Origin of the sequence: Paenibacillus pseudetheri (assembly GCF_924513355.1) — a bacterium.
Taxonomy (GTDB): Bacteria; Bacillota; Bacilli; order Paenibacillales; family Paenibacillaceae; genus Paenibacillus_AQ; species Paenibacillus_AQ pseudetheri.
Genome location: NZ_CAKMAB010000019.1, coordinates 44,034 through 64,719, shown reverse-complemented (window position 1 = coordinate 64,719; position 20,686 = coordinate 44,034). Strand labels below are relative to the sequence as shown.

Sequence of the window (20,686 nt, the reverse complement as noted above, 5' to 3'; positions counted from 1 at the left end):
GTGTAGGTTTAAGTGCCAGATAATTGTCTATTTCCAGAATCTGCTCCAGCAGGTCCGTTGCAGCGCATCTTTCTCTACGTTTCCGAATGCTGGCGCTCCGCACTCTCGCATGCCACGTCTGTAGCGGACTTTCTCCGCCAAGTTATGACGTGCGCACAATAGAAACCCTCTAACATTGCAGTGCATGTTAGAGGGTTTCGTGTGTAGCTGCTAATATTAACGAATACTACTTCAAGATACTAATGGATTTCTTAGTATTATCGAAGAATACATCTGCACCAAAATACTCAGCAATGAAGCGAAGTGGGAGCATAGCACGTCCGTTTACAAGTTCAGCTACAACATCCATTCCTGGTGCAATTTCACCGATCGCAATCGGCAAAGTCTGACCTTCCAAGGTAATCATTACGGTTTTCGTAATGTTATCCCAGCTTACATTTGCTCCTAAGCTCTCAGCAACGAAGCGCAGTGGCACTAACGTTCTGCCTTTAACTACCACTGAGGCAACGTCCATACTCATTTCGATTCCGTTTAATTTATACCCATTCTTACCTAGAGTAAGTTCTAATTTCACAGGTTCAGGCTTGGTTGTAACAAAGATATAGCCAAGTCCTTTTGCCGAGAAGTTAAATTTACCTGTCTCATGGTCATATTTGCCGCCTAATCGTTCCATTTTACCGTCTAATCGAAGCATGACACCGCATAACATGCTAATATCGTTAGTCGACAACTTCTCTTTTTTCAGATTGAAGGTTACTGGTATAAGCCCTGTATAATCCGTTACTTCCCGGCCATCCGCGAAGATCTTCAACTCATATCCCCGCCCTTTAACTCCGTCTCTTTCATCTACAGGTTTAATGACAACCTTCATGCTCTTGCCTGTATTCAACTGCTTCAACAATTCAGGAGACAATTTAACAGATATGGTATCATTCGTAACGGTTAGCGGTTTGTCGGCTTTAATAATCGCACCGATCGTATCGTTTTGAATCTCAAGCTCATCTTTTCCGGCTGACATCGTCAATTCAATGGAATTGCCTTTCTTCAGCTGCTCTTTGATTGTAGCATCAATAGAATCCGCAACCGGTGATTCTGGCGAAGGAGTCGGCGTACTGCTTTGGTCACCTGAACTTTCGCCGTTATTATTTGCAGCAATTACGATAGTTAACTCTATCGTATCCATGCCAACATGATTAGAAGCTGTAACAGTGAATTTGTATGTTCCCGATTCAGTAGGCACCCCTGTAATAACACCCGTAACTCCTTCTAAATTCAACCCAGAAGGTAAATAATTATCACTCACTTTCCAGGTAATCGGTTCGTCGCCGTATACCGCTAATGTTACCGTATACGGTTGTCCAACTTTGCCGCTTGGCAGATTCTTAGTGATAATCTCCGGAGCTGTATCAACTGGCTTATCCTCTTTAATCTCGATGCTCAATACTCGCTTATCTATTCCAAAATCATTCGTTGCTGCAACAGTGAATTCGTAATATCCTGCCTTTTGAGGCGTACCCGAGATAACGCCTGTTGCTTCATCTAGGTTCAAATCTACTGGCAAATCTCCTCCCTGGACCTTCCAAGTAATTGGATCGCTGCCGTATACCGATAATGTTACCGTATACGGTTGTCCAACTTTGCCACTCGGCAAAGTCTTAGTGATAATCTCCGGAGCTGTGTCAACTGAGACATCTTCAGTGATCACTATATTGAACGGTTTCGTGTCACTACCTGCGTCATTGTTAGCTTGAACTTTGAATGTAAATTGACCCCATTGATCCGGTGTACCAGAGATAACACCTGCATCTTCATCCAAGCTCAATCCTGATGGCAATTGACCATCTACAACAGCCCATTTGATCGGCTTATCGCCGTCAGTGGTTAGAACTGCAGAATAAGGTTGTCCTACCTTGCCATCTGCAAGCGAATTCGTCGTAATCGTTGGCGCAGTACCTGCGTCTTCAACCCATTTCGCATATAATTCAATATCCCTTGTAACAGGATCAGCAACGAAATCCCAGTCATCGTTTAATCCTGCATCTTGAAACCAACCGCCGAAAACAGTGTTTTCTTTTGTCGGCGCTGTTGGCTCGGGAATTGTCCCGCTCATATCAGCGAACTTCATCGCAACTTCGCTACCACCATTAGAATCAAAAGTTACCGCATAAGGGTTGTGCGCGCCGATGGAAGGCGTTCTGCCGCTAAGTGGATTGCCGAAGAAGTCTGTTCTCTCCGTCATATGAGGGAGAGCGTTCGCGCGATCCACATAAGGGCTTACAATCTCGGCACCTGCACCATAGGCCAGGTTATTACCGTCAGCAAGACGGAACCCGTTCATCGCACTGTAATCAAGCTTGGCATCCACTGTTCCGCTGTTGGTAATCCAATGTTCCGGCGCAGATTTATAATCATTTAATATAGAATTTAGTCCCTCTTCCGTTACATAGCGGTTGTCTGTTGCTGTTACGCCTGCACCTAGATATCCGCCTCCACCTGCGTTCATGCTACCAAAAAGATTAGCCGGATATACAATGTTGTTCGTAAACCGTCCGGTTGCAAATGGAGCTGATGTTCCCCCGCCTTTCAGACCCACCTGATTGTTTGCCCCAGTGTAGGCAAATATATTATTTTGGAAATAAATATGCAAGTTGGAGGCTGTCGGATCAAATACTAACGAACTGCTATTCTTCAATGGTGTGACGATGACATTGTTATAGTATAATCCGCTTAGTTCCTCACTCGTTGAAGAACCTCCCGCAAGTAATATAAGACTGTTAAAGCTCTTGTTAAAATCCGGACTGCGACCGTCGTTCACGCTAATGTTATAGCGAACGATATTGCCCTTGGCAGCATTCATCTGTAAGTACCAACCGCCATAGTTATTTCGGCTGTAATTGTATTCATACACATTGTCCTGACAATAGTTGTCAATGTCCCAAGCCATACCGTCATTACTTGCATGATAAGGGTTATCCACAGCTTCGTTATAGCGGAAGATCGTGCCTTTACTTGCCATAATCCACGCTGCCGCATAGTTTTGCGAACCTAGATATGTTGGTGTTGTATTATTTGGTCCCCAGTTCGTAACCAGGTTGCCGCTCTTATCGCTTAGATAGCTGTAACCGTTGTCTGTGACCACATTTCGTTCCACAAGGGAGTTGTTCCCACCGGACATGACAATGCCATCTCCAACCGAACTAGAAACCCAGTTGTTTCTAAACACAGCGTTTGATGCCCAAGGATAGCTTGAGTTACTCCAAGTAATACCTGTGTTATTCGTCCCTGGATTGCTTGGCCCGTAGGCATTATTGCGAATACCTTCATTATCGCAGCGAAGGGTTTTGTTGCCTTCAACCAATATATCTACATATCCATTAATAATGATGCCGCCGGATACCTTACTTGCTCCATTTGCTTGGTGCAGCCCATTAACATCATGAACGTAGTTATCTCGAACGACGATTCCTTGCATACGAGCATCAGCATAATCTTGAATATTAAACTGACCTTGCCCCAGCTTGGAAATCCGTGACATTACAGCGATACCGGAACGGCCGTCACCTGCCGCATTGCCAATGTTCGTTACTTCAATTCCACTGACTACCCAATAGTTAACGTCATATAACTCAATTGTACCGTTTAAGGAAATGCCTGATGGGCTTGACGCTGTTCCTCCTCCATTTATTATCGGGCGTTGGTTAGGGTCGGTCGTATTATATTTTGTAAGCGTAATCGGATTTCCTTTCTCACCATTGCCGCGCAGTCTGATTTGTTCATTCCATACGCTATTCGCATCCAGATAAATGGTTGAACCTGGCATAAATACATATTCATTAATCTTGGAGATTGATTTCCATGCCGTAGCCGGTGTGCGTCCATCTGCATGATCGTCACCGTTATTGGAGAAATAATAATCACGGACTTCAAGGGGGAGAATGTTCAACTCGAATGTGATTTCGGCAGGATTCAGATCAAGTCTAACGGTATATTTTCCCGGCACGATATTATTTCTTGCAAAAGATTCTTTGTTAATCTTCAATACATTATCGCTAACCGTATAATCCACATCCCGCTGCAGAGTTACAGCGCCGATCTCCACTCCAGCTAGATCCGCTAAATCAGGATTTACGGTGATATTATAGTCATCCAGCCCAATAACATATGTGCTGTCTTCCAAGTGACTATACTCTTTAGGCAAGAGCTTTAGCGTAATGGAAGCTGTTCCGGTTTGGGCTGTTATTCCACTATCGATAACATATACGTCATCGATAAAGTGCCTGTTCTGTATATCCTTAACCGTTCCAGCCTTGTTGCCCCAGTTCGTAGCAAGCTGCAATGCATCGATTTTGGAAATGTTGTTTTTAACTAAGGTATCAAAATTGCCGCTATCTGTTGATTGCCTTTGAATGTCTTGTCCATCGATTTTATAGGTTGTTCCCGTTGATGTAACGAACCATTGAAATTTATGCCAGCCTTCGCTTCGCTTGACATCTACAGGATAGAATCTCCCGGATGAACCAGGTCTGACTGCGTAATTGGTCAGATTTGCCGCCCAATCGCCATCTCCATTGCCATAATTGATTGCGATATGTTCATTGGACGATGGGGTTAAGCCAAAGACAGCGTGGTCATTGGAAGCCGCTCTGCCATCATCATAGTACCAAGCAGTAACGATTGTTGTCTTACCGGTTGCAGGGGCGTAATTATAGGTACCTGGAACAGTAGCCACCTGACCGGCGCCGCTTGAAGTTGCGGCCTTTCCTCCAGTACGGGACATCACATTGCTGTGAACATATCCGTTCGCACCATTTGAAAATTTCTTCTCCCCTTCAAATCCATCGTAAAACTTAGTGTCTGCCTTATTGAAGTAATCAACGCTTACATGTACAGTGACCTCTTCGTTCCCTGTCGGAACATAACCTTTCTTAACTGTCACGAATCCGGCATCATCAACTTCAATTTTATTTTTGTCTTGATCCGCCGGGCTGAAGCTGATGTTATCTGCAACGAATACATCAGCAGTGTCAACGATTAACCGCGTTTTATCTCCGGCCCGTAAAGAATCGTTCTGGCGAATTAGCGCAATTTTGGCTGAATATTGTGCACTCTCCACTGATTCATCAGAGTCCAAGAATCGTGACGTTGCGTTGCCGTTTGCTTTTACTTTAAATGTATCATTTAAAGTCGGAGATAAAGCCGCATCATTGCTTGTTGCTGCAATCGGGCTTCCATTAGCCACTCCATTACTGAAGAGTTGAACCGAATAGGCAGATGCATTAGCGACGCGATCCCATGTAGCGTATGTGCCGTTCCATCTGACATTTGCAGGTGCAGACAATTTCTCGATCGTCAATATTCCGGATGCTGCAACTTCTTCACTGATGTCCCCCGCATTATTAATGACAATGGCTGTAACAGTGTAGTTGCCCACTCCCAGTGCCCTTGCATAGGGCAGAACATGATGCCTTTCATGATTGTTAGACTGGTCAGGTCCCCCATTTTTCGATAAATAATAACCAACAGGTCCACCGTCTTTGAACAGTGTTACAAGGGTATCGCCGTAATTGGAGGCGCCACTGTAAATGCCTGTGTCCGAGTCAAGCGTCGGGTTAATTGGCGCATTCACCAGTGTATTGGTGGTTATCAATAACGGTACAGCATTGGATTTCACCATAACTCCCTCTGACGAGGACACTTCGCAATAATAGAAATTGCCTTGTTGTGAAGCGGAGTCCACATTGGGAAGCGTTAATAGCGCCTTATCAGCTCCGCTGACTTTTACCCCGTTCAAGCCAGTCTCGTCGTCAGATACATACCATTGATATGCTGCAGCAGCGGCTGATGCCGTAACGCTAAATGTTGCTGTCTCACCTTGTTTCACTTCTGCCGTTGTTGGCTGAGTGATTATTTCTAAATTTGGCAATCCGCCGGGAGGCACCAAATTCATTGTTAATGTTCTGGTTCCTGTTGTTGTAGCCACATCTTTTACAACATAAAAATCGTCGATTAGATGTTTATTTTTAATATAAGCTTTGTTGCCTGCCTGGTTGTTCCATCCTCCAGCTATTTTAGGCTGAATGGTTGTACCGCTCTTCATAGCTTTGTAAATATCACTTTGCGCTGAATCGGATATTAATGTTCCGTCTATTTGTAACGTCGCACCATTCGGTGTAATGAGCCACTCGAATTTATGCCAGCCTGTGGAACGTAAAGCCCCGCTATCTTTCCAACGGTTGCCTGCTGTACCCGCTGATGATGGTGCATATGCCCAAGTATATCTCGTCGGGTTATGAATAACATCAGCCTCTGAACTTTGATAGAATGTCCCAGCAAAGGTAGCATTTTTGCCATCTACAATAGCAAATTGAGTTCTATCCGTCGCTGTCTTCTCCTCATCAGGATACGGGTCAAAATACCATGCTGTCATCTTATAATTGCTACCTGCCGGCAGTGCCACGTCTTGGGCTACATTTTCATTATTTGTATCATTCGAGGGTGTAACCGCTTTCAATCCGGAACGGGACTGAGCATCGGACAGCGTGTATGACGAACCTAATTTGCCCGTTGATGTCATCGGACCATTGTTGTTCTCGAAGTCCTCCATGAATAACACATCTGAGTCATGGTAGTAACTCGCCGTGGCCGTGATTGTCACCGGGATGCCCGGAGCACCTGGCGACGCAAAAGTATAACCGCTAGCTAAAGTAATGTTCCCCTGATTATTAACAGTTAAAAGTTTCGAATTGCCGGAATCATAATTAACCTCGTCAATAACCGGTCCTTTCACCAGACTGCTTAAAGGCGAACCTTTATAGGTAAGATTCACCCTGCCTGCCTGACCTGCCGCTTGTGTCAATTCTAGTACAACAGAGTCAAAAGATTCGCCCCCTCCCGCAGCTGACACTTCAGATGAAGGCGCCAAGCCGAACAGACCAGGGAATACCAACGATGTTGCTGTAATCATCGACAAAGCTTTTTGCATCCATTTCGATCGTATCATCCAAACACTTCCTCCCTTTGAAATTAATAAATTAATACTTTATAAAAAATCTGCATCTATGGAAGTCACAATAGACATAGATTTCTATAAACTTAAAAACATAACCTATTCTAGTTCACTACCAATTCACTGAATCGATTACCGTTATACACGATCTTCAACTTATTCGTATTTGCAATTAACGCTCGCAAGTCAGATTCCGCCCACCCATATGTAATGGAATCTTTCACTTCTTCCAGTTTAAGTTTGGTGATTTCCGGTTTTGTGATTAATGTGGCAACGTGATCCTCGCCTATATATTTACCGATTACTGTCTCACCTACAGAAGCAGCTGCTAATGACTCCCAGAACTTAAGAGACTCGGTATCTTCTTTGGATATATCCAATCGATTTAACACTTTCTCTTCCTTGGCTTGTCCCGCTGTCGCTAACGCAGCCGTTAATTCATTAGCAACACGAACATATTCCGCACTTTTTGATGCATACTCAACTTGCAACTCTGCTTCGCTCATTTTCGTTTTTTTTACTTGGGTTTCTACCAAATCCGGCCAACGGGCGCCACTTAAATATTGCATGTACTGATTTAAATCAAACTGAGGCAACCCATAGTAAGTCCCTCCTGAATCATCCATCTTAGATCGCTTAACATTTTCATCTTCCATGTCGGATTTTAGCTCATCAAAGCTTTTGTAAGGGGCGATCCCCCGCTCGTCTGCAATAAATTGCTCCTGCTTGGTCTTTAACAATGCGGTCATCGCAGATTTTTTGGCGTATTCAGATGGGGTTTCATGATTTTCGCCGTATTGACGTGTCCAGAAGCCCTCATCTACTTGGACCCCATAAGTTCTGAAGAAATAGTCTGCCGTTATAGCTCTTTGTTCCTTGACATAAAATTGAAATTCTTCCTCTGTTACGGCGTATCCCTCTACTGTGAATATCCAATTTTCAGGTAGTTCCGCCTTTTTGTTAGTTAAGCTCAACACGAGTAAAGCAAAAACAATCAGAGCGGTAAACAAGATAATCACTGTTGGTTTTCGTCTACTAATCCCCATGACGCCCCCCCTTTCAAATATTCAACCTAGCTTTGCAAGAAAGCCTATGACAGTGAAATTCGTCACCGTTGTAGAAGAAGTTCCCAAATTTAAATGGTTAGACATAATTGTAAGTTTAGCTACCCCCTAATGTAAGCGCTTATTTAGACTGGATTAGAACAAATTTGACTTATAAATAACAGTCCTTTTCGCAATTGTGTGTGTGCTAGGGGATCCGGCCGTTATATTCCCCAAAAACACTAATAGCTTCGCCCTATGAAAACAATGGACGAAGCCATTAGATATTAACGTTTAAATTTAATTTTGGGTGATCTTAAATTCAATGTAGCAACAGGAGTTGTTTAATGAACCTTGTTTACCATAACCTTGTTTGGTGTAAACGCTTTTATTTTGTGAACATTAATTTTTAAATTTAATTAAAAATACCTAGACACGGCGAAAATAGTTGTGATACATTTGTGAATAAGTAATGCTGTTTGGCTAGTAATTTGTAGCGTGTAGGTGAAAAGTGACTTTGAGGATGCGATGATTCCCTGTTGAAGCGCGTATCTTCAAATCTCTTCAGCATATAAGTAAAATGTCACTTCTGCCCTAAAGTTAAAGCGCTTAAACTTTAAGACATGAATAGCACTTATTGTTAAGCGTTTTACTTTTGAGATCAGTCTAAAGGGAAGGAGGATTCATTGACGTTAATTAAACTAACCATCACTTAAGGAGGAATTTTTGAATACTCATGAAATCACCTCAGACACAGTGAAAGTGATAAAAGTGACGTTGAGGATGCGATGATTCCCTATTGAAGCGCGTATCTTCAAATCTCTTCAGCATAAGGAAAATGTCACTTCTGCCCTAAAGTTAAAGCGCTTAAACTTATAAGGCGTGAATAGCACTTATTGTTAAGCGTTTTACTTTGAAGATCAGTCTATAGGGAAGTAGGATTCATTGACGTTAATTAAACTAACCATCACTAAAGGAGGAATTTTTGTGTACTCATTGAAATCGACCTCAGGCACAATGAAAGTGATGTTACTTGTCATGCTTTCGGCGGTTATGCTTCTAGCGACATTAGCCGCCCCTGCACCGCTTCAACCGAAAGCTCATGGAGCGGGTGAATTGAAACCGTTTCCTCAACAAGTCAGCTATCCGGGTATCATTAAACCAAACCACGTCAGTCAATCCTCGTTGAACAGTTCTGTAGCTTCCTACTATGACTACTGGAAAGCTACTTATCTTAAAAACAACTTGTCCTCGCTGCCTGGAGGGTACTATGTAAAAGGAGATATTACTGGTGAAGCGGACGGCTTCGATCCGCTCGGCACATCAGAAGGCCAAGGATACGGTATGGTCATTACCGTACTTATGGCTGGTTACGATACGAATGCCAGATCAATCTATGACGGTTTGTTCAAAACGGCTAGAACGTTTAAGAGCTCTAACAACTCGAACCTAATGGGATGGATTGTAGCAGATAGTACTGCGGCTCAAGGGCACTTCGGTTCGGCAACAGATGGGGACCTCGATATCGCTTACTCCCTTATTCTAGCCGATCGCCAATGGGGCTCGACCGGAACGATCAATTATTTGGCTGAAGCCAAAAAGATGATTGGCGCTATTAAGCTTAGCAATGTGACAACTAACAACAGGCTGAACCTTGGGGACTGGGATACGAAGAGCGCCTTGAATACGCGTCCCTCCGACTGGATGCTCAGCCATCTCCGGGCTTTCAATGAAGTAACTGGAGATTCAACTTGGCTAGATGTCATCAACAATCTGTATAACGTATACAGCCAATTTACAGCAGCTTATTCGTCTAGCACTGGTCTGATATCGGACTTTGTGGTAGGCAACCCGCCTAAGCCAGCTCCCAAAAACTATTTGGAAGAGTTCCCTGAAACAAATGAATACAACTACAATGCAAGCCGTGTACCGCTTCGTATCGTAATGGATTATGCCTTGTATGGAGATACCCGCGGTAAAGATATCGCCAATAAAATGGTGGTATGGATCAAAGGAAAAACAGGCAATAATCCGAACAATGTGAAGGACGGTTACCAACTGAACGGTTCGAATCGCGGTACTTATGCAACAGCGGTATTCGTAGCGCCTTTCATTTCCGCAGCGACGACTACCAGCACGCATCAAGCTTGGGTCAATGCAGGTTGGGACTGGATGAAGAGCAAAAAGGAAAGTTACTACAGCGACTCCTTTAACATGCTGAATCTGCTGTTCATCTCGGGTAACTGGTGGAAACCTACCTACAGTGCTGCGGATACACAAGCTCCCTCGGATCCAACGAATCTGATCGCAACAGCAGCTTCAAGCAGCCAAATCAATCTGAGTTGGACTGCTTCCACCGATAATGTCGGAGTAACAGGTTATCGGGTATTCCGTGGCGGCGTGGAAGTAGGAGCACCTACAGACACATTCTTCAGCGATACCGGTCTTACCGCTTCGACAGCTTACAGCTATACTGTGAATGCTGTAGATGCTGCAGGCAACCTGTCTGCTAACAGCAATACCGCAACAGCAACTACAGATTCAACTCCTCCTGACAGCACCAATCTTGCGCTAGGCAAGACAGCGGTAGCCAGCTCTATCGAAGGTGTAGGATTTGAAGCTTCCAGGGCAACAGACGGCAACTCCACTACCCGTTGGGCGAGCGTGGAAGGAAGCAACAATGAATGGATTTACGTCGATCTGGGCGCAACCCAAAGCGTGAACCGCGTCAAGTTGAATTGGGAAGACGCATACGCTAAAGGCTACAAAGTTCAGGTGTCTAACGACGCAACAACATGGACGGATGCTTATGTAACAACGACCGGTGACGGTTCTATTGACGATATTACATTTACCGCAAATAGCGGTCGTTACGTCAGAGTGCTGTGTACTGCTAGAGGGACCGTATACGGATATTCGATATTCGATTTCGAGGTTTACGGCACTTAATTGAACAAATTCTGGCGGATAAGAATCCGTCAGAATTTTTTACTTTTGCTTAGGCCAGCGACGGTTCTAGTTCTATAAACCGTATTTCCACTGGATTCGCAGCCATATTGGACTCACTTCGAATATAGGAAAATAAGAGCCCCCTCCATCAATTCATAGTATTGAGTTACAAGCATTTTGCATAATACAATACTAAATTCCAAGAAATAAAAAAGCCGAATGGATCGTTCTCATCCACTCAGCTCAAGGATTATTTTACAATAATCTGTATAGTATCACTTTCCGTTGTTCCACTTCCATTCATAAACTCACAGCGATATTGATAGATGCCAGGAGATTTCCCTGAAATTTGTGTAGTGGCCGATTGAGCACTTGGTGTTTGTGGAGATAAAGATTTCGTTTCAATCAGTTCGCCATTTTCATATAATCGATACTGTGCTGCGTTCGTCCCCCACCACATATTAGCAGTAATGTTATAGTCCCCATCTTGATCCCAGTTGTCACTGGACAACACAGGTTTGCCGGGCTTCGCATCAGTCACGGTGACGGTGTGTGGATCACATGAAGTCGTTCCATATAAATTCGTTAACTCACATGTATACACATAGGTTCCATTCGGCTTACCTTGAATAGGAATAATGGAAGTCTGGGCAGCTGGCGAAACATCGGCCAGTGACTTCGTTTGGATCAATTGGCCATTCTCGTACAACTCATACAATGTGCCATTGTTTCCCCACCACATATTCATCGTAACTTCATAATTGCCATCATGTAAGCCTGTCGCAACACCGCTATTATTCGAAAGTGTCGGTTTACCTGGTACCCCATTTGCAAGCAACGCCGGACTACCGGAATGCCGTTCGAACTTGACTGCATCTGCCCTCGTATAAATCATATCGGCAGGTAGAGTTGGCGGATCTACCGTTGTAGGTGTAACCCTTGTTAAACGAACATACTCGCTGCCGTCTCCAGTAAAGTCGAACGTTCCTAGATTAACCCAACCCGACGAGCCAACGGTTGCATCGATATACGTGACCTCGGTAACCGACTGATGCTTCACTTCCACTTTGACATAATTATCGTTTGCCGTCGTATGGACGAGCTTGTAGATGGAGACCGTATATTTCCCCTCTGGAAACTGCCCCTTCCACGTCGCTGATGATCCTTGAACGGTAGAGTAACGGGACTTCACCCCAATTTTGTATCCGGCTAAATTGCTTTGGCTCCAAGACCCTTCTGTCGTGTATAACCCAGTTGTATTCGTGCTGTCGATAATAACTGTTAAGTCCCTGATCGCCATTGTCAGAGGCGGTGTTGTTAAGGTCACCCCGTCAATCGTTACAGTTGCCCATACCTCAATGTGATCCGTTTCCCCGTCCAGACTTAGAAGAGTCAACAAACCGCTACTGTCCACTTCAGCCAGATCGGTTCGATCAACGAAATACTGCACATTTGCCTGTGTTAGATCACCAATCAGACCGTTATCTAAATAGCCGGTTACGCTTAGTTGTGCGGTTTGAGTCATCTGCAGTTCGTCCCGATCCGACAGGATCACCGCAGACTCCAATTGCGGCATACTGTTTAGGTCCACCCACATCATCGCATCAGCAACTACCCGTGACTTGTTGGCCTTATTGGTTAATTCGACATATCCACTATCGCCAGCTGCAAAAGGATAAGCTCCCAAGTGTACCCAAGTTCCATTGGCCTTTGTCTCATCAATGGTGACCGTCTCGGAGCCCCCGCTATAATAAACGGTAAATGAGGCATTCGTTGCCCAATTTTCACTGGTAGCAGTTATTTGCGGAAGCTTGTAATATACGCTGTAAGTAACAGTTTCCGGCAGCTTAGGCCTCCATGCAATTCTGCTTGTCGCTTTGCCAGTAGTAGATTTGGCATACACATAGTTATCATAGTAATAGTTGTTAGCCGTTGTATCCCGTATCCAGACGCCTTCTGTCTCCGCCTCCGTATTATCCACAATGATAGATGAACCATCCTGCCAATCCGGTTGAACTGGAGTTACCGTTACCTGATCAGGCAGATAGAGTGTCCGCTTGCGAGTCTGTTTCCCGCCCGATTCCACATAATAAGTGAAGGTTTGGGATAAATCGTTTACCCGTATCGACCATTCCATCGGATAGATCGTATCTGGAATGGTCGTATACGTAGCCCCGCCATCCAAGGAATAATGGATCGACACTGGTTTTGTCGTTTTTGCCTGTACATAAGCATCGTAGGCAGTTCCGTCGGGCTTGACGATCAGCATCCCTTTAACCGCATCTATTGGACTGTGGGTATCGAAGAAATAACTTGCATCCGATGTATCAGCAGTTCTGACCTGATGCAGCGGCACTTCAATGTTGAGTCCTTCTACTATGATAGCGGTTAATCCCTTGCTTGAAACCGTGGCTTGAATAATTCCGCCACTCATAACCGCTTGCTCTGGTGTGCCATTATCGCGGATGATGGTTACGGTATAATCTTGTGCCGGGTTGAACCCAATGATTTGCGCATTCAATTCAATCGGAGTCTGGACTTCAACTGACGACGCGTTGCTTAACCCGATATAGAATTTATTCCCGCTCTCTCCCGTTATCCAGTTCAATTGAGGATGGTTGGTCTGAATTATCCCCTTAGGCATCCAGAGCCAAACGTCGGAATTACCGTAAAATTGACCTGGTTTATTACCATAAAGATGATATTTAAACCATAAAAAATTAGTTTCAAATACAGAAGGAAATGTAATACTTCCATTCGATTTCAACGATTGTTCGCTGATCAAATAATCTATCGTTTGCCCGAGCTGTCCCGGTATATGGTGATAATAGATGGATGTAGCCCCGCTTGGGCCTTCCAGAGGAAACTCTGGTTCAAGTTGGCTAACAGCGAAGCCCTTATAGTAATAACCTGGATAGCTGGAATATCGTCCGATGACCGCATTATGAGCGATATCCTGCAGCAGTTTATCGCCTGTATAGAGCGACAATCTGAGCATGAAAGGAGCCTCCTGTGCATTCATCCGATAATAGCCAGTTGTACTTCCCGCCTCAAATGTCAACCCGTTGGGTGATATAAGCTGGCTTTCCGCTTGTATGCCCCCGGCAACGTCTTCAGGGAGCTTACTCCTAGGATAATCGTATTTACCACTGTCCGGCCAATGGAACGACTCCGCGTAATTATACGTCTCCGGCTGCGGAATCGTAACCGTGCCTTCAGGAACCGGACGGGCAACGAACATGGTGGCGTACCGTTTGGCTTCCTTGTACGCGGCATTTAAGTATTTGGGATCCTTCGTTTCCTCGTAAAGCTCCAAGATCTCCATCCACAGCTTGCTATAATAATAAATAAACTCATTTTTACTCACATTCACGGATTCAGGAGTATCGATATGTTGAAGGATATAGCTGTCGGCTGCAGCCTTGGCAGCCTGTAAATACTGCGCATCTCCCGTCATACGATACATCATCAGGGGCTGAATGACAGGCCCCCGGTCTTTCTGGTCAGGATCACGCACGAGGTACTCTTCCTGTGCCAGCGCCCCAATTCCTGCCGAAGTACCCATCATCTGATTGACAGCGGCTACGCTTGAAAAATCGAACGGCAAGGTTGCCATTTTCCATAACGACGGCACACCGTATACTGGCTTCTGCGTCGGAGACCAACCTATACCATTACGCGATAAGCCATACTGGACGGACGGCAATGCTCTCGTATCGTAAAGCTGGTCATCCCCAGTCAAATAGTAAGCCCCCAAAAGAACCGCATTCGAGCTTGTTCGAACGCTATCCTCGTTTTCGATGTCAATAAAGCCCTTGGCACGGCTCCACCACCCGCTGGGTGACGGGACATAATCAACAGAGTCATCCCCTTGTGGCTCTATCTTAAGCAAATCGATCATATTGAACATCGCGTCAGTAAGAGACTGGTCTGATACATTTTCCCGGTATGCCGAATAATCGTATTCACTGCGGAGAATATCTCTGTAAGCCTCATATATACTGCTGTTTTGAGCGATTAGCCCCATATGAAACTGATATGTGCTTTCCGCAGTCATTTGCGAATAATTCCCTAGTTGAGGAGCATAAAGGACCGGCTGCACGCTGCCTTCGTTGTTGACAAGACTCATGCCAAGCCGTTGTTTGGAAACGCCTCCCGTCGGTTCGAATTCGACAGGAAGCTCTTCCGACGGTACAAATACACCATACGAAAAAGCGTTCCCCAAGCCATCTTTCTTTTCAACCAGACTCATCGGAGCGCTCAGCTCCCTTAAGCTTGTTGATTCCACCGAACCTACCATTTTGGCGTGTGACCTGAACCCATTTAACACTTCATTAATGCCAGAGAGTTGCTCTGTTGTGAAAGACTGATAGCCGATCACATAATTGCCATCCCTGCGAGGTGTAAAGGCGAAGGAAACATCAGGTTTGTCCCCTGACAGGGACCAGTTCACTTGTAAATCGTAATCGTCTCCATGTGAAGAATCGGTTAATATCGCCGTGTGGCTGTCAGGGAAATCAATCTCGTCGAATGTAATCCAGCGTTTGTTCATCGTATCGTAGTAATTGGTTAGACTCCCCGCATTCCCATCCAATAAGACCCATTGCTCTTCAAGTCTTTCCGCCACATTATTGACAGGCACCCAGTTCCCTGTATCCGTGTCCTTGTAGAACATATCACGAACGATGGATTTGCCTCCATCCCAAGCTGCTTCATAGAAAGTCGCCTTATAGCTAGCATTCTCGATACTGCCTTTTTCCGTGTAACTGAGATTCGTTAATGTACGGCTGCGCAGCGGAGGTAACGGCGGAGCTTGCTGCCGGATATTCCCTTCAAACTTGACCGCATCGGCCCGCGTAATGATCTTTCCGGTCGTGGGCTGCGTTCGAGTCAGTCTGACAAATTCGCTATCATTCCCACTGAAATAATATTCCCCCAAATCCACCCATCCGGCCGATGGGCCCGACGAGGGCCTCAGATCCATAAACATGACATCCGTAATCCCATTGTGAACAATTTCAATTTTAACATTACTATCTGCTTTATCCGCCCAATCAAGCTTGTTAAACGAAATTCTCGCCGTCCCTGCTTCCAATCGCGGATTCCATGTGATGCTTCTTCCTACAGCATCGGTAAATTTGGAACTGGAATTATTATATCCCTTCACTCCCGTACTTGTAGTCCAATAAGGAGCGGAGTACCCGTTATTCGCGTTATCTACATCAGTGGTGACAACATCATCAATCGTGATGCTTCCATCATCAATGATGATCGTCTTATGTGGCTCTTTTTGCTGAATATTCCCTTCGAACTTGACCGCATCTGCACGAGTAATTATCGTGCTGGTTGTGCTGGTAGACCGAGTCAATTTAACGAATTCTTTTCCAACCCCGGAAAAATAGTACTCTCCCAGATCCACCCATCCCGCAGGAGCACCAAATGAAGGTCGCAAATCCATATAGAGAACATCCGTCGTTCCATTATGAACGATTTCAATTTTTACATTGCTATCCGCCTTATCCTCCCAGTTAAGCTTGTATAATGATATTCTCGCCGTTCCCGCTTCCAATCGCGGATTCCAGGATATCGTTCTGCCCGCTGTACTCGTATATTTAGAACTGGAGTTATCATATCCCTTCACCCCTGTACTTGTGGTCCAATTCGGAGCTGAATATCCGTTGTACTCGTTACCCACATCAGGTGTCACAACATCATTGATCGTGATGCTCCCGTCATCGATGATAATCGTCTTATACGGTAAGGGCTCCGCGTAAGCGGTCCTTATTCCGACTAGGCTGAAAGGAACTAATATCGTTACGATGAAAACGATTAAGAAAAACAGCTTCCTTTTTATCATACAACTCACAGCCTCCCTTGTGTTGATAACGCTTTCAAAATAATGGTGCCCTCCTTTGTTCGAAGATCGTACAGAAGCAAATAGCCTTTACTTCTGGCTAAGCCCGCTCTGTCGGTTTTATCATAGCATGTTACAGAACTGTGAAATTTCTTTGATTTTAAGAATTTCTTATAAGATTTTAAGCAAGAAGAAACGGTCGTCCTTTAAAGACGACGACCGTTTCTCATAGAAATATTAGGATAATTTATAGCATGTAACATATAAATTCTTATATTTTAAAAAAGAGACCTACATCATAACTGCTCGCTCAACTGCAGTCAGTTATGATGTAGGTCTACCAATTGTACAAAGCCTAATGATTAATTATAATGGCGGCTGCACCAATAACAACTTCCCAAGCTGAATCACCGTTTGATCATACCAATCTGGATTCTGCCTAACGTGCTCTCTACTTCGTTCATTGCCGCATGCCTCAAACACGGCCGCTTTGTCTGTTTTCTCGGTATCGACTTCAAAGCGAACCGTATGTTTCCCATTCGGGAGCTCCGGCAAGAATACATACTGATTTCGATTATGATCGTTGTATAGTGTGAATCGATCGATAATAAAGGGGTCCCCCCCATCCACCGACACCTTCAATCTGCCAGAATCAGGCCCCCCGATATCGAATAACCCGATATGGGTTCCCTCGAACTGCACCGTGATAGCCTCTCCAGGATCGACTGCTCGCCATAGGCCGGGGAACAACCAATTGTACTCGCGCACTAAAGCAGAATCATCGGGCGTCATGTAAGACCATCCTGCGGAAAAAGTAGTAAGACCATCCAGTGACAGCATGGTCGCATACTCCCAAGGATTAGCCGGGACCAACGGATTCTGAGGCAAGTGATGTACTAACCTTCCCAGATGACCCCTGAGTTCGCTAATTGTCTCAAATGACCGGGTGATCGTATCCGTGTAAATCTGGTGTCCTTCGGGAATGGTCGGATGGATCGAATCATGCGTAAAAATAACGGCTCCGGAAATGGACACGTCTTCCCTTGAGGTAAAAATGAGTTTTCCCTCCGAAACCAAGTGACTGACCGCTACGCCCAGATGAATCGAAGGAATACCATAATAGTCGGCCACTTCCTCTTGCATTAAAGCCCCCTTCTGGTATTCCCCAGACTGAAATAAGGCCACATCCCGCTCCTTCAGCGTATAAACGAACAGGATATCGGTAAACCGGCTCCGCTTGCGGATCTGACGGACAATCCCTTCGATCCGCGCCTTGGATTCGGGATCTCCGCCATCGTTACCGACAAATTCAACAAATACTAGATCAGGCCGATGACGCAGTACATCTGTCTCCAAACGGGCACATCCCAAATCCGATCCGGTCCCATCAATGCCTGCATTCACAGAGCGGATATCCGCCTGGGGATATTTCTCACGAAGCCAATCCGCCGTCATGACCCTGTAGCCTTCAGAACGGGTATTACTGCCGCCGAAATAGACGATTGTTACGGTATCCCCATTTTCCAATTTCTGAATGATATTGGGGAGCCCTCTACGAGGGAATAATTCCTTCATCGTGACTTCACCTGACCTCATTTATCAATTTTAGGAGCAAAGCATTTTACAGCAAACACTTCAAAATAAGGCGAACCATAAGTTGCGCAGAAATTAATCCGGATTTGGGTTACACGTTTCGCATCCATCTTATGTTTATTCAACGTGAGATAATTTCCACGAGTTAAGATTGTCCTCTCGGTTCCGTCTTCTAAGGTCAAGGTCATATCATAATCTTGGATAAGGGACTCAATTGGGTCGTTGAAATGCTCCAAATCCAGCTGTGAATTGAAAACAAGATGGATTTCGTCTACATTTTTGGGGCTTGCAAAACAGAATTCCAACCATTCCTGTCCTTCCGTACGTTCAGAAATCCAGCCGTTCGGTTGGCCATAAGGTCTGGAGAAGCCGTTGATGACATTCTCGGGATTATACATACTCTGGGACGGTAACAGATCCTTGAAGCAAATGCTCTTATTGAATTTCTTCAGCCTGGACGGCTCTTCCGGCCTATAATGGAAGCTAACCGCTCCTGTCAATTTCTCTTCGTTGCCGTATACGGCAAGGCTCGCCGTACCCTCCAATACGATGTAGATTTTGTCGTCAGCCGGTTTCTTGCAGCCTAAGTCTAGCGTAATCCATTCGTCATGACCGGCTGCAATAACCAGGCGGTAGTCTCTCAACTCGCTGGTGGGAATGTAATTTTCCTTCCGTTCCCCGCCAAACAGCTTCACATGCAGTGTTTCCGAATGCTCGGACCTATTTTTAATTTTGATCCGTACGCTTTCAGCCTCGGCTGTCTGAATCGGCAAGACCAAACATAACCCTTTCTCCAAGGAAATCTCTTCGCTTGGATGAAGATTGTCATAGCTGCGCTGAGACGAGGCTCGAATATTTAATCCGTCAGCGAAGTAAGGATCCAATTCCTCTTGAAGCCCTACAATCGTTTGGCCATCTCGAAGCAGCAGTGCCTGCAGCTCCTCCATATGAGATTCGACTATGGCTGCAGGGTCTATCTCATATTTCAAGCATAACGAAGCAGCCGTCCCAACCGCCTGCCCCATACAACCGCAGGTTGCCATTACTCTAGTAGATCCGAAAGCCACATGGGTAGCACTTATATTGCGACCAGCGAACATGAGATTAGGAATATTACGTGAATATAAACTGCGGAAAGGGATATTGTACAATCCAGGAACGAAATTCCATGCTGTAGCCGGCCCCTCATCGTAGACGCCCTTATTAGCATGTAAATCCATATACCATCCTCCGACGGATACAGCATCTTCGAAATGCGGCTTTGTTGTAAGATCGTTCTGAGACAAGGTGTGTTCCCCTATAAACCGCCTCGACTCCCGCTTTCCCGGAATCGGGCATACATAATCCAAGATGAGATTGTCTACATCATCAAATTCGCCGCTATTTTTGATATAATCCCAAATCCCATACACCAATTTCCGCAGTTCCAATGCGATGTCTTCATTATTCTTGATAATATCCATATGTCCACCGTATTCCAGCCACCACAATCCGCCAAGCCCGTTGATTTTTCTTGGTAAAGCCCGATGGTTTAAGCCTTTTCTGATACTATCGAAAAAGGCCAACTTCGTAATATCATATGCAAAGCCAGGTCTTTTGTATGGAACGGAATATTCTACGTCACGGGCTTGAAACAAGATCGTATCGCCCATGGTGTAATGGTCCGCCACTTCAGGAGCCAATTCTTCCTTGTATTCATGCTTCGCTTCTCTCCCCCAGCGGAAGAGAGCACCTGCTTGATATCCGACAACTCCATCTCCGGAGCAATCGATGTAGGTTCGGCTTTCGAAACGAAATTTTCTTTCGGAAGCCAATTGAAGACCCTCCACCCATTTAATTCTGCCGTTCTCCATGCCCGTTTCATGCACGCATGTATTCAGAAATAGAGAAATGTTAGGCTCAGCATAAACCATATCCAACAAGACCGTATCCGAAAGTGATAGCATAAGCTTCTTGTTGTATAACGGGTTATAGTGAAAAATCTTCAACTTGAGTTCTTCCACCAATCCGCCCTCGCGTGCATAATAGGATGGACTGTTTCCGAGATATGCTGACCCGTTGATATGAACCCTCACCTCGCTGCTCGCATTTCCTCCAAGAACCGGCCGATCATTAATAAGTGAAACCTGCAGCCCTTGGCGTGCGGCAGCAATGGCAGCGCATATCCCAGCAATACCTCCGCCGACGACGGTTACATCTGCTTTAATAAGCTCCATTTTGATAACCTCCATGATTAGATCC

6 protein-coding genes and 1 pseudogene are annotated in these 20,686 nt (G+C 45.1%); 2 read left to right on the top strand and 5 right to left on the bottom strand.

Features of this window, described 5'->3' with window-relative positions; all coding sequences use genetic code 11:
* Positions 1–226: 226 nt before the first annotated feature.
* A complete protein-coding gene (locus tag L1028_RS17670) occupies positions 227–7,000 on the bottom strand; it encodes a stalk domain-containing protein (protein ID WP_234536103.1) in 6,774 nt (2,257 codons plus the stop codon).
* 110 nt (positions 7,001–7,110) lie between these two features.
* Positions 7,111–8,052: a hypothetical protein gene (locus L1028_RS17665; protein ID WP_234536082.1), complete on the bottom strand. Its 942-nt coding sequence runs from the start codon at positions 8,050–8,052 to the stop codon at positions 7,111–7,113.
* Positions 8,053–9,156: 1,104 nt separating this feature from the next.
* On the opposite strand from L1028_RS17665, the pseudogene L1028_RS17660 reads away from it, so the two are divergent.
* A pseudogene (locus L1028_RS17660) lies at positions 9,157–10,305 on the top strand (family 8 glycosyl hydrolase); the annotation flags it as partial.
* Positions 10,282–10,998, top strand: a complete 717-nt coding sequence (locus tag L1028_RS17655) for a galactose-binding domain-containing protein (protein WP_341482560.1) — start codon at positions 10,282–10,284, stop codon at positions 10,996–10,998. The pseudogene L1028_RS17660 and the gene L1028_RS17655, both read left to right, overlap by 24 nt.
* 250 nt (positions 10,999–11,248) lie before the next feature.
* On the opposite strand, the gene L1028_RS17650 is transcribed toward L1028_RS17655, so the two are convergent.
* From L1028_RS17650 to L1028_RS17640, 3 genes are all read right to left on the bottom strand, one after another.
* Positions 11,249–16,855 carry a golvesin C-terminal-like domain-containing protein gene (locus L1028_RS17650; protein ID WP_234536079.1) on the bottom strand — a complete coding sequence of 1,869 codons (5,607 nt, stop codon included), beginning with the start codon at positions 16,853–16,855 and terminating at the stop codon, positions 11,249–11,251.
* 363 nt (positions 16,856–17,218) lie between these two features.
* Complete coding sequence (locus L1028_RS17645; protein WP_234536076.1) at positions 17,219–18,427, bottom strand: SGNH/GDSL hydrolase family protein; 1,209 nt, start codon at positions 18,425–18,427, stop codon at positions 17,219–17,221.
* Positions 18,428–18,444: 17 nt separating this feature from the next.
* Positions 18,445–20,676 (bottom strand): FAD-dependent oxidoreductase, encoded by a 2,232-nt coding sequence (locus L1028_RS17640; protein WP_234536053.1) that lies wholly within the window; start codon positions 20,674–20,676, stop codon positions 18,445–18,447.
* Positions 20,677–20,686 lie beyond the last annotated feature (10 nt).

Excerpts from the sequence above, each read along its gene's own strand:
- L1028_RS17665 (WP_234536082.1), bottom strand. The coding sequence starts at position 8,052 with ATGGGGATTAGTAGACGAAAACCAACAGTGATTATCTTGTTTACCGCT.
- L1028_RS17645 (WP_234536076.1), bottom strand. The coding sequence starts at position 18,427 with ATGAAGGAATTATTCCCTCGTAGAGGGCTCCCCAATATCATTCAGAAA.
- L1028_RS17650 (WP_234536079.1), bottom strand. The coding sequence starts at position 16,855 with ATGATAAAAAGGAAGCTGTTTTTCTTAATCGTTTTCATCGTAACGATA.
- L1028_RS17670 (WP_234536103.1), bottom strand. The coding sequence starts at position 7,000 with ATGATACGATCGAAATGGATGCAAAAAGCTTTGTCGATGATTACAGCA.
- L1028_RS17640 (WP_234536053.1), bottom strand. The coding sequence starts at position 20,676 with ATGGAGGTTATCAAAATGGAGCTTATTAAAGCAGATGTAACCGTCGTC.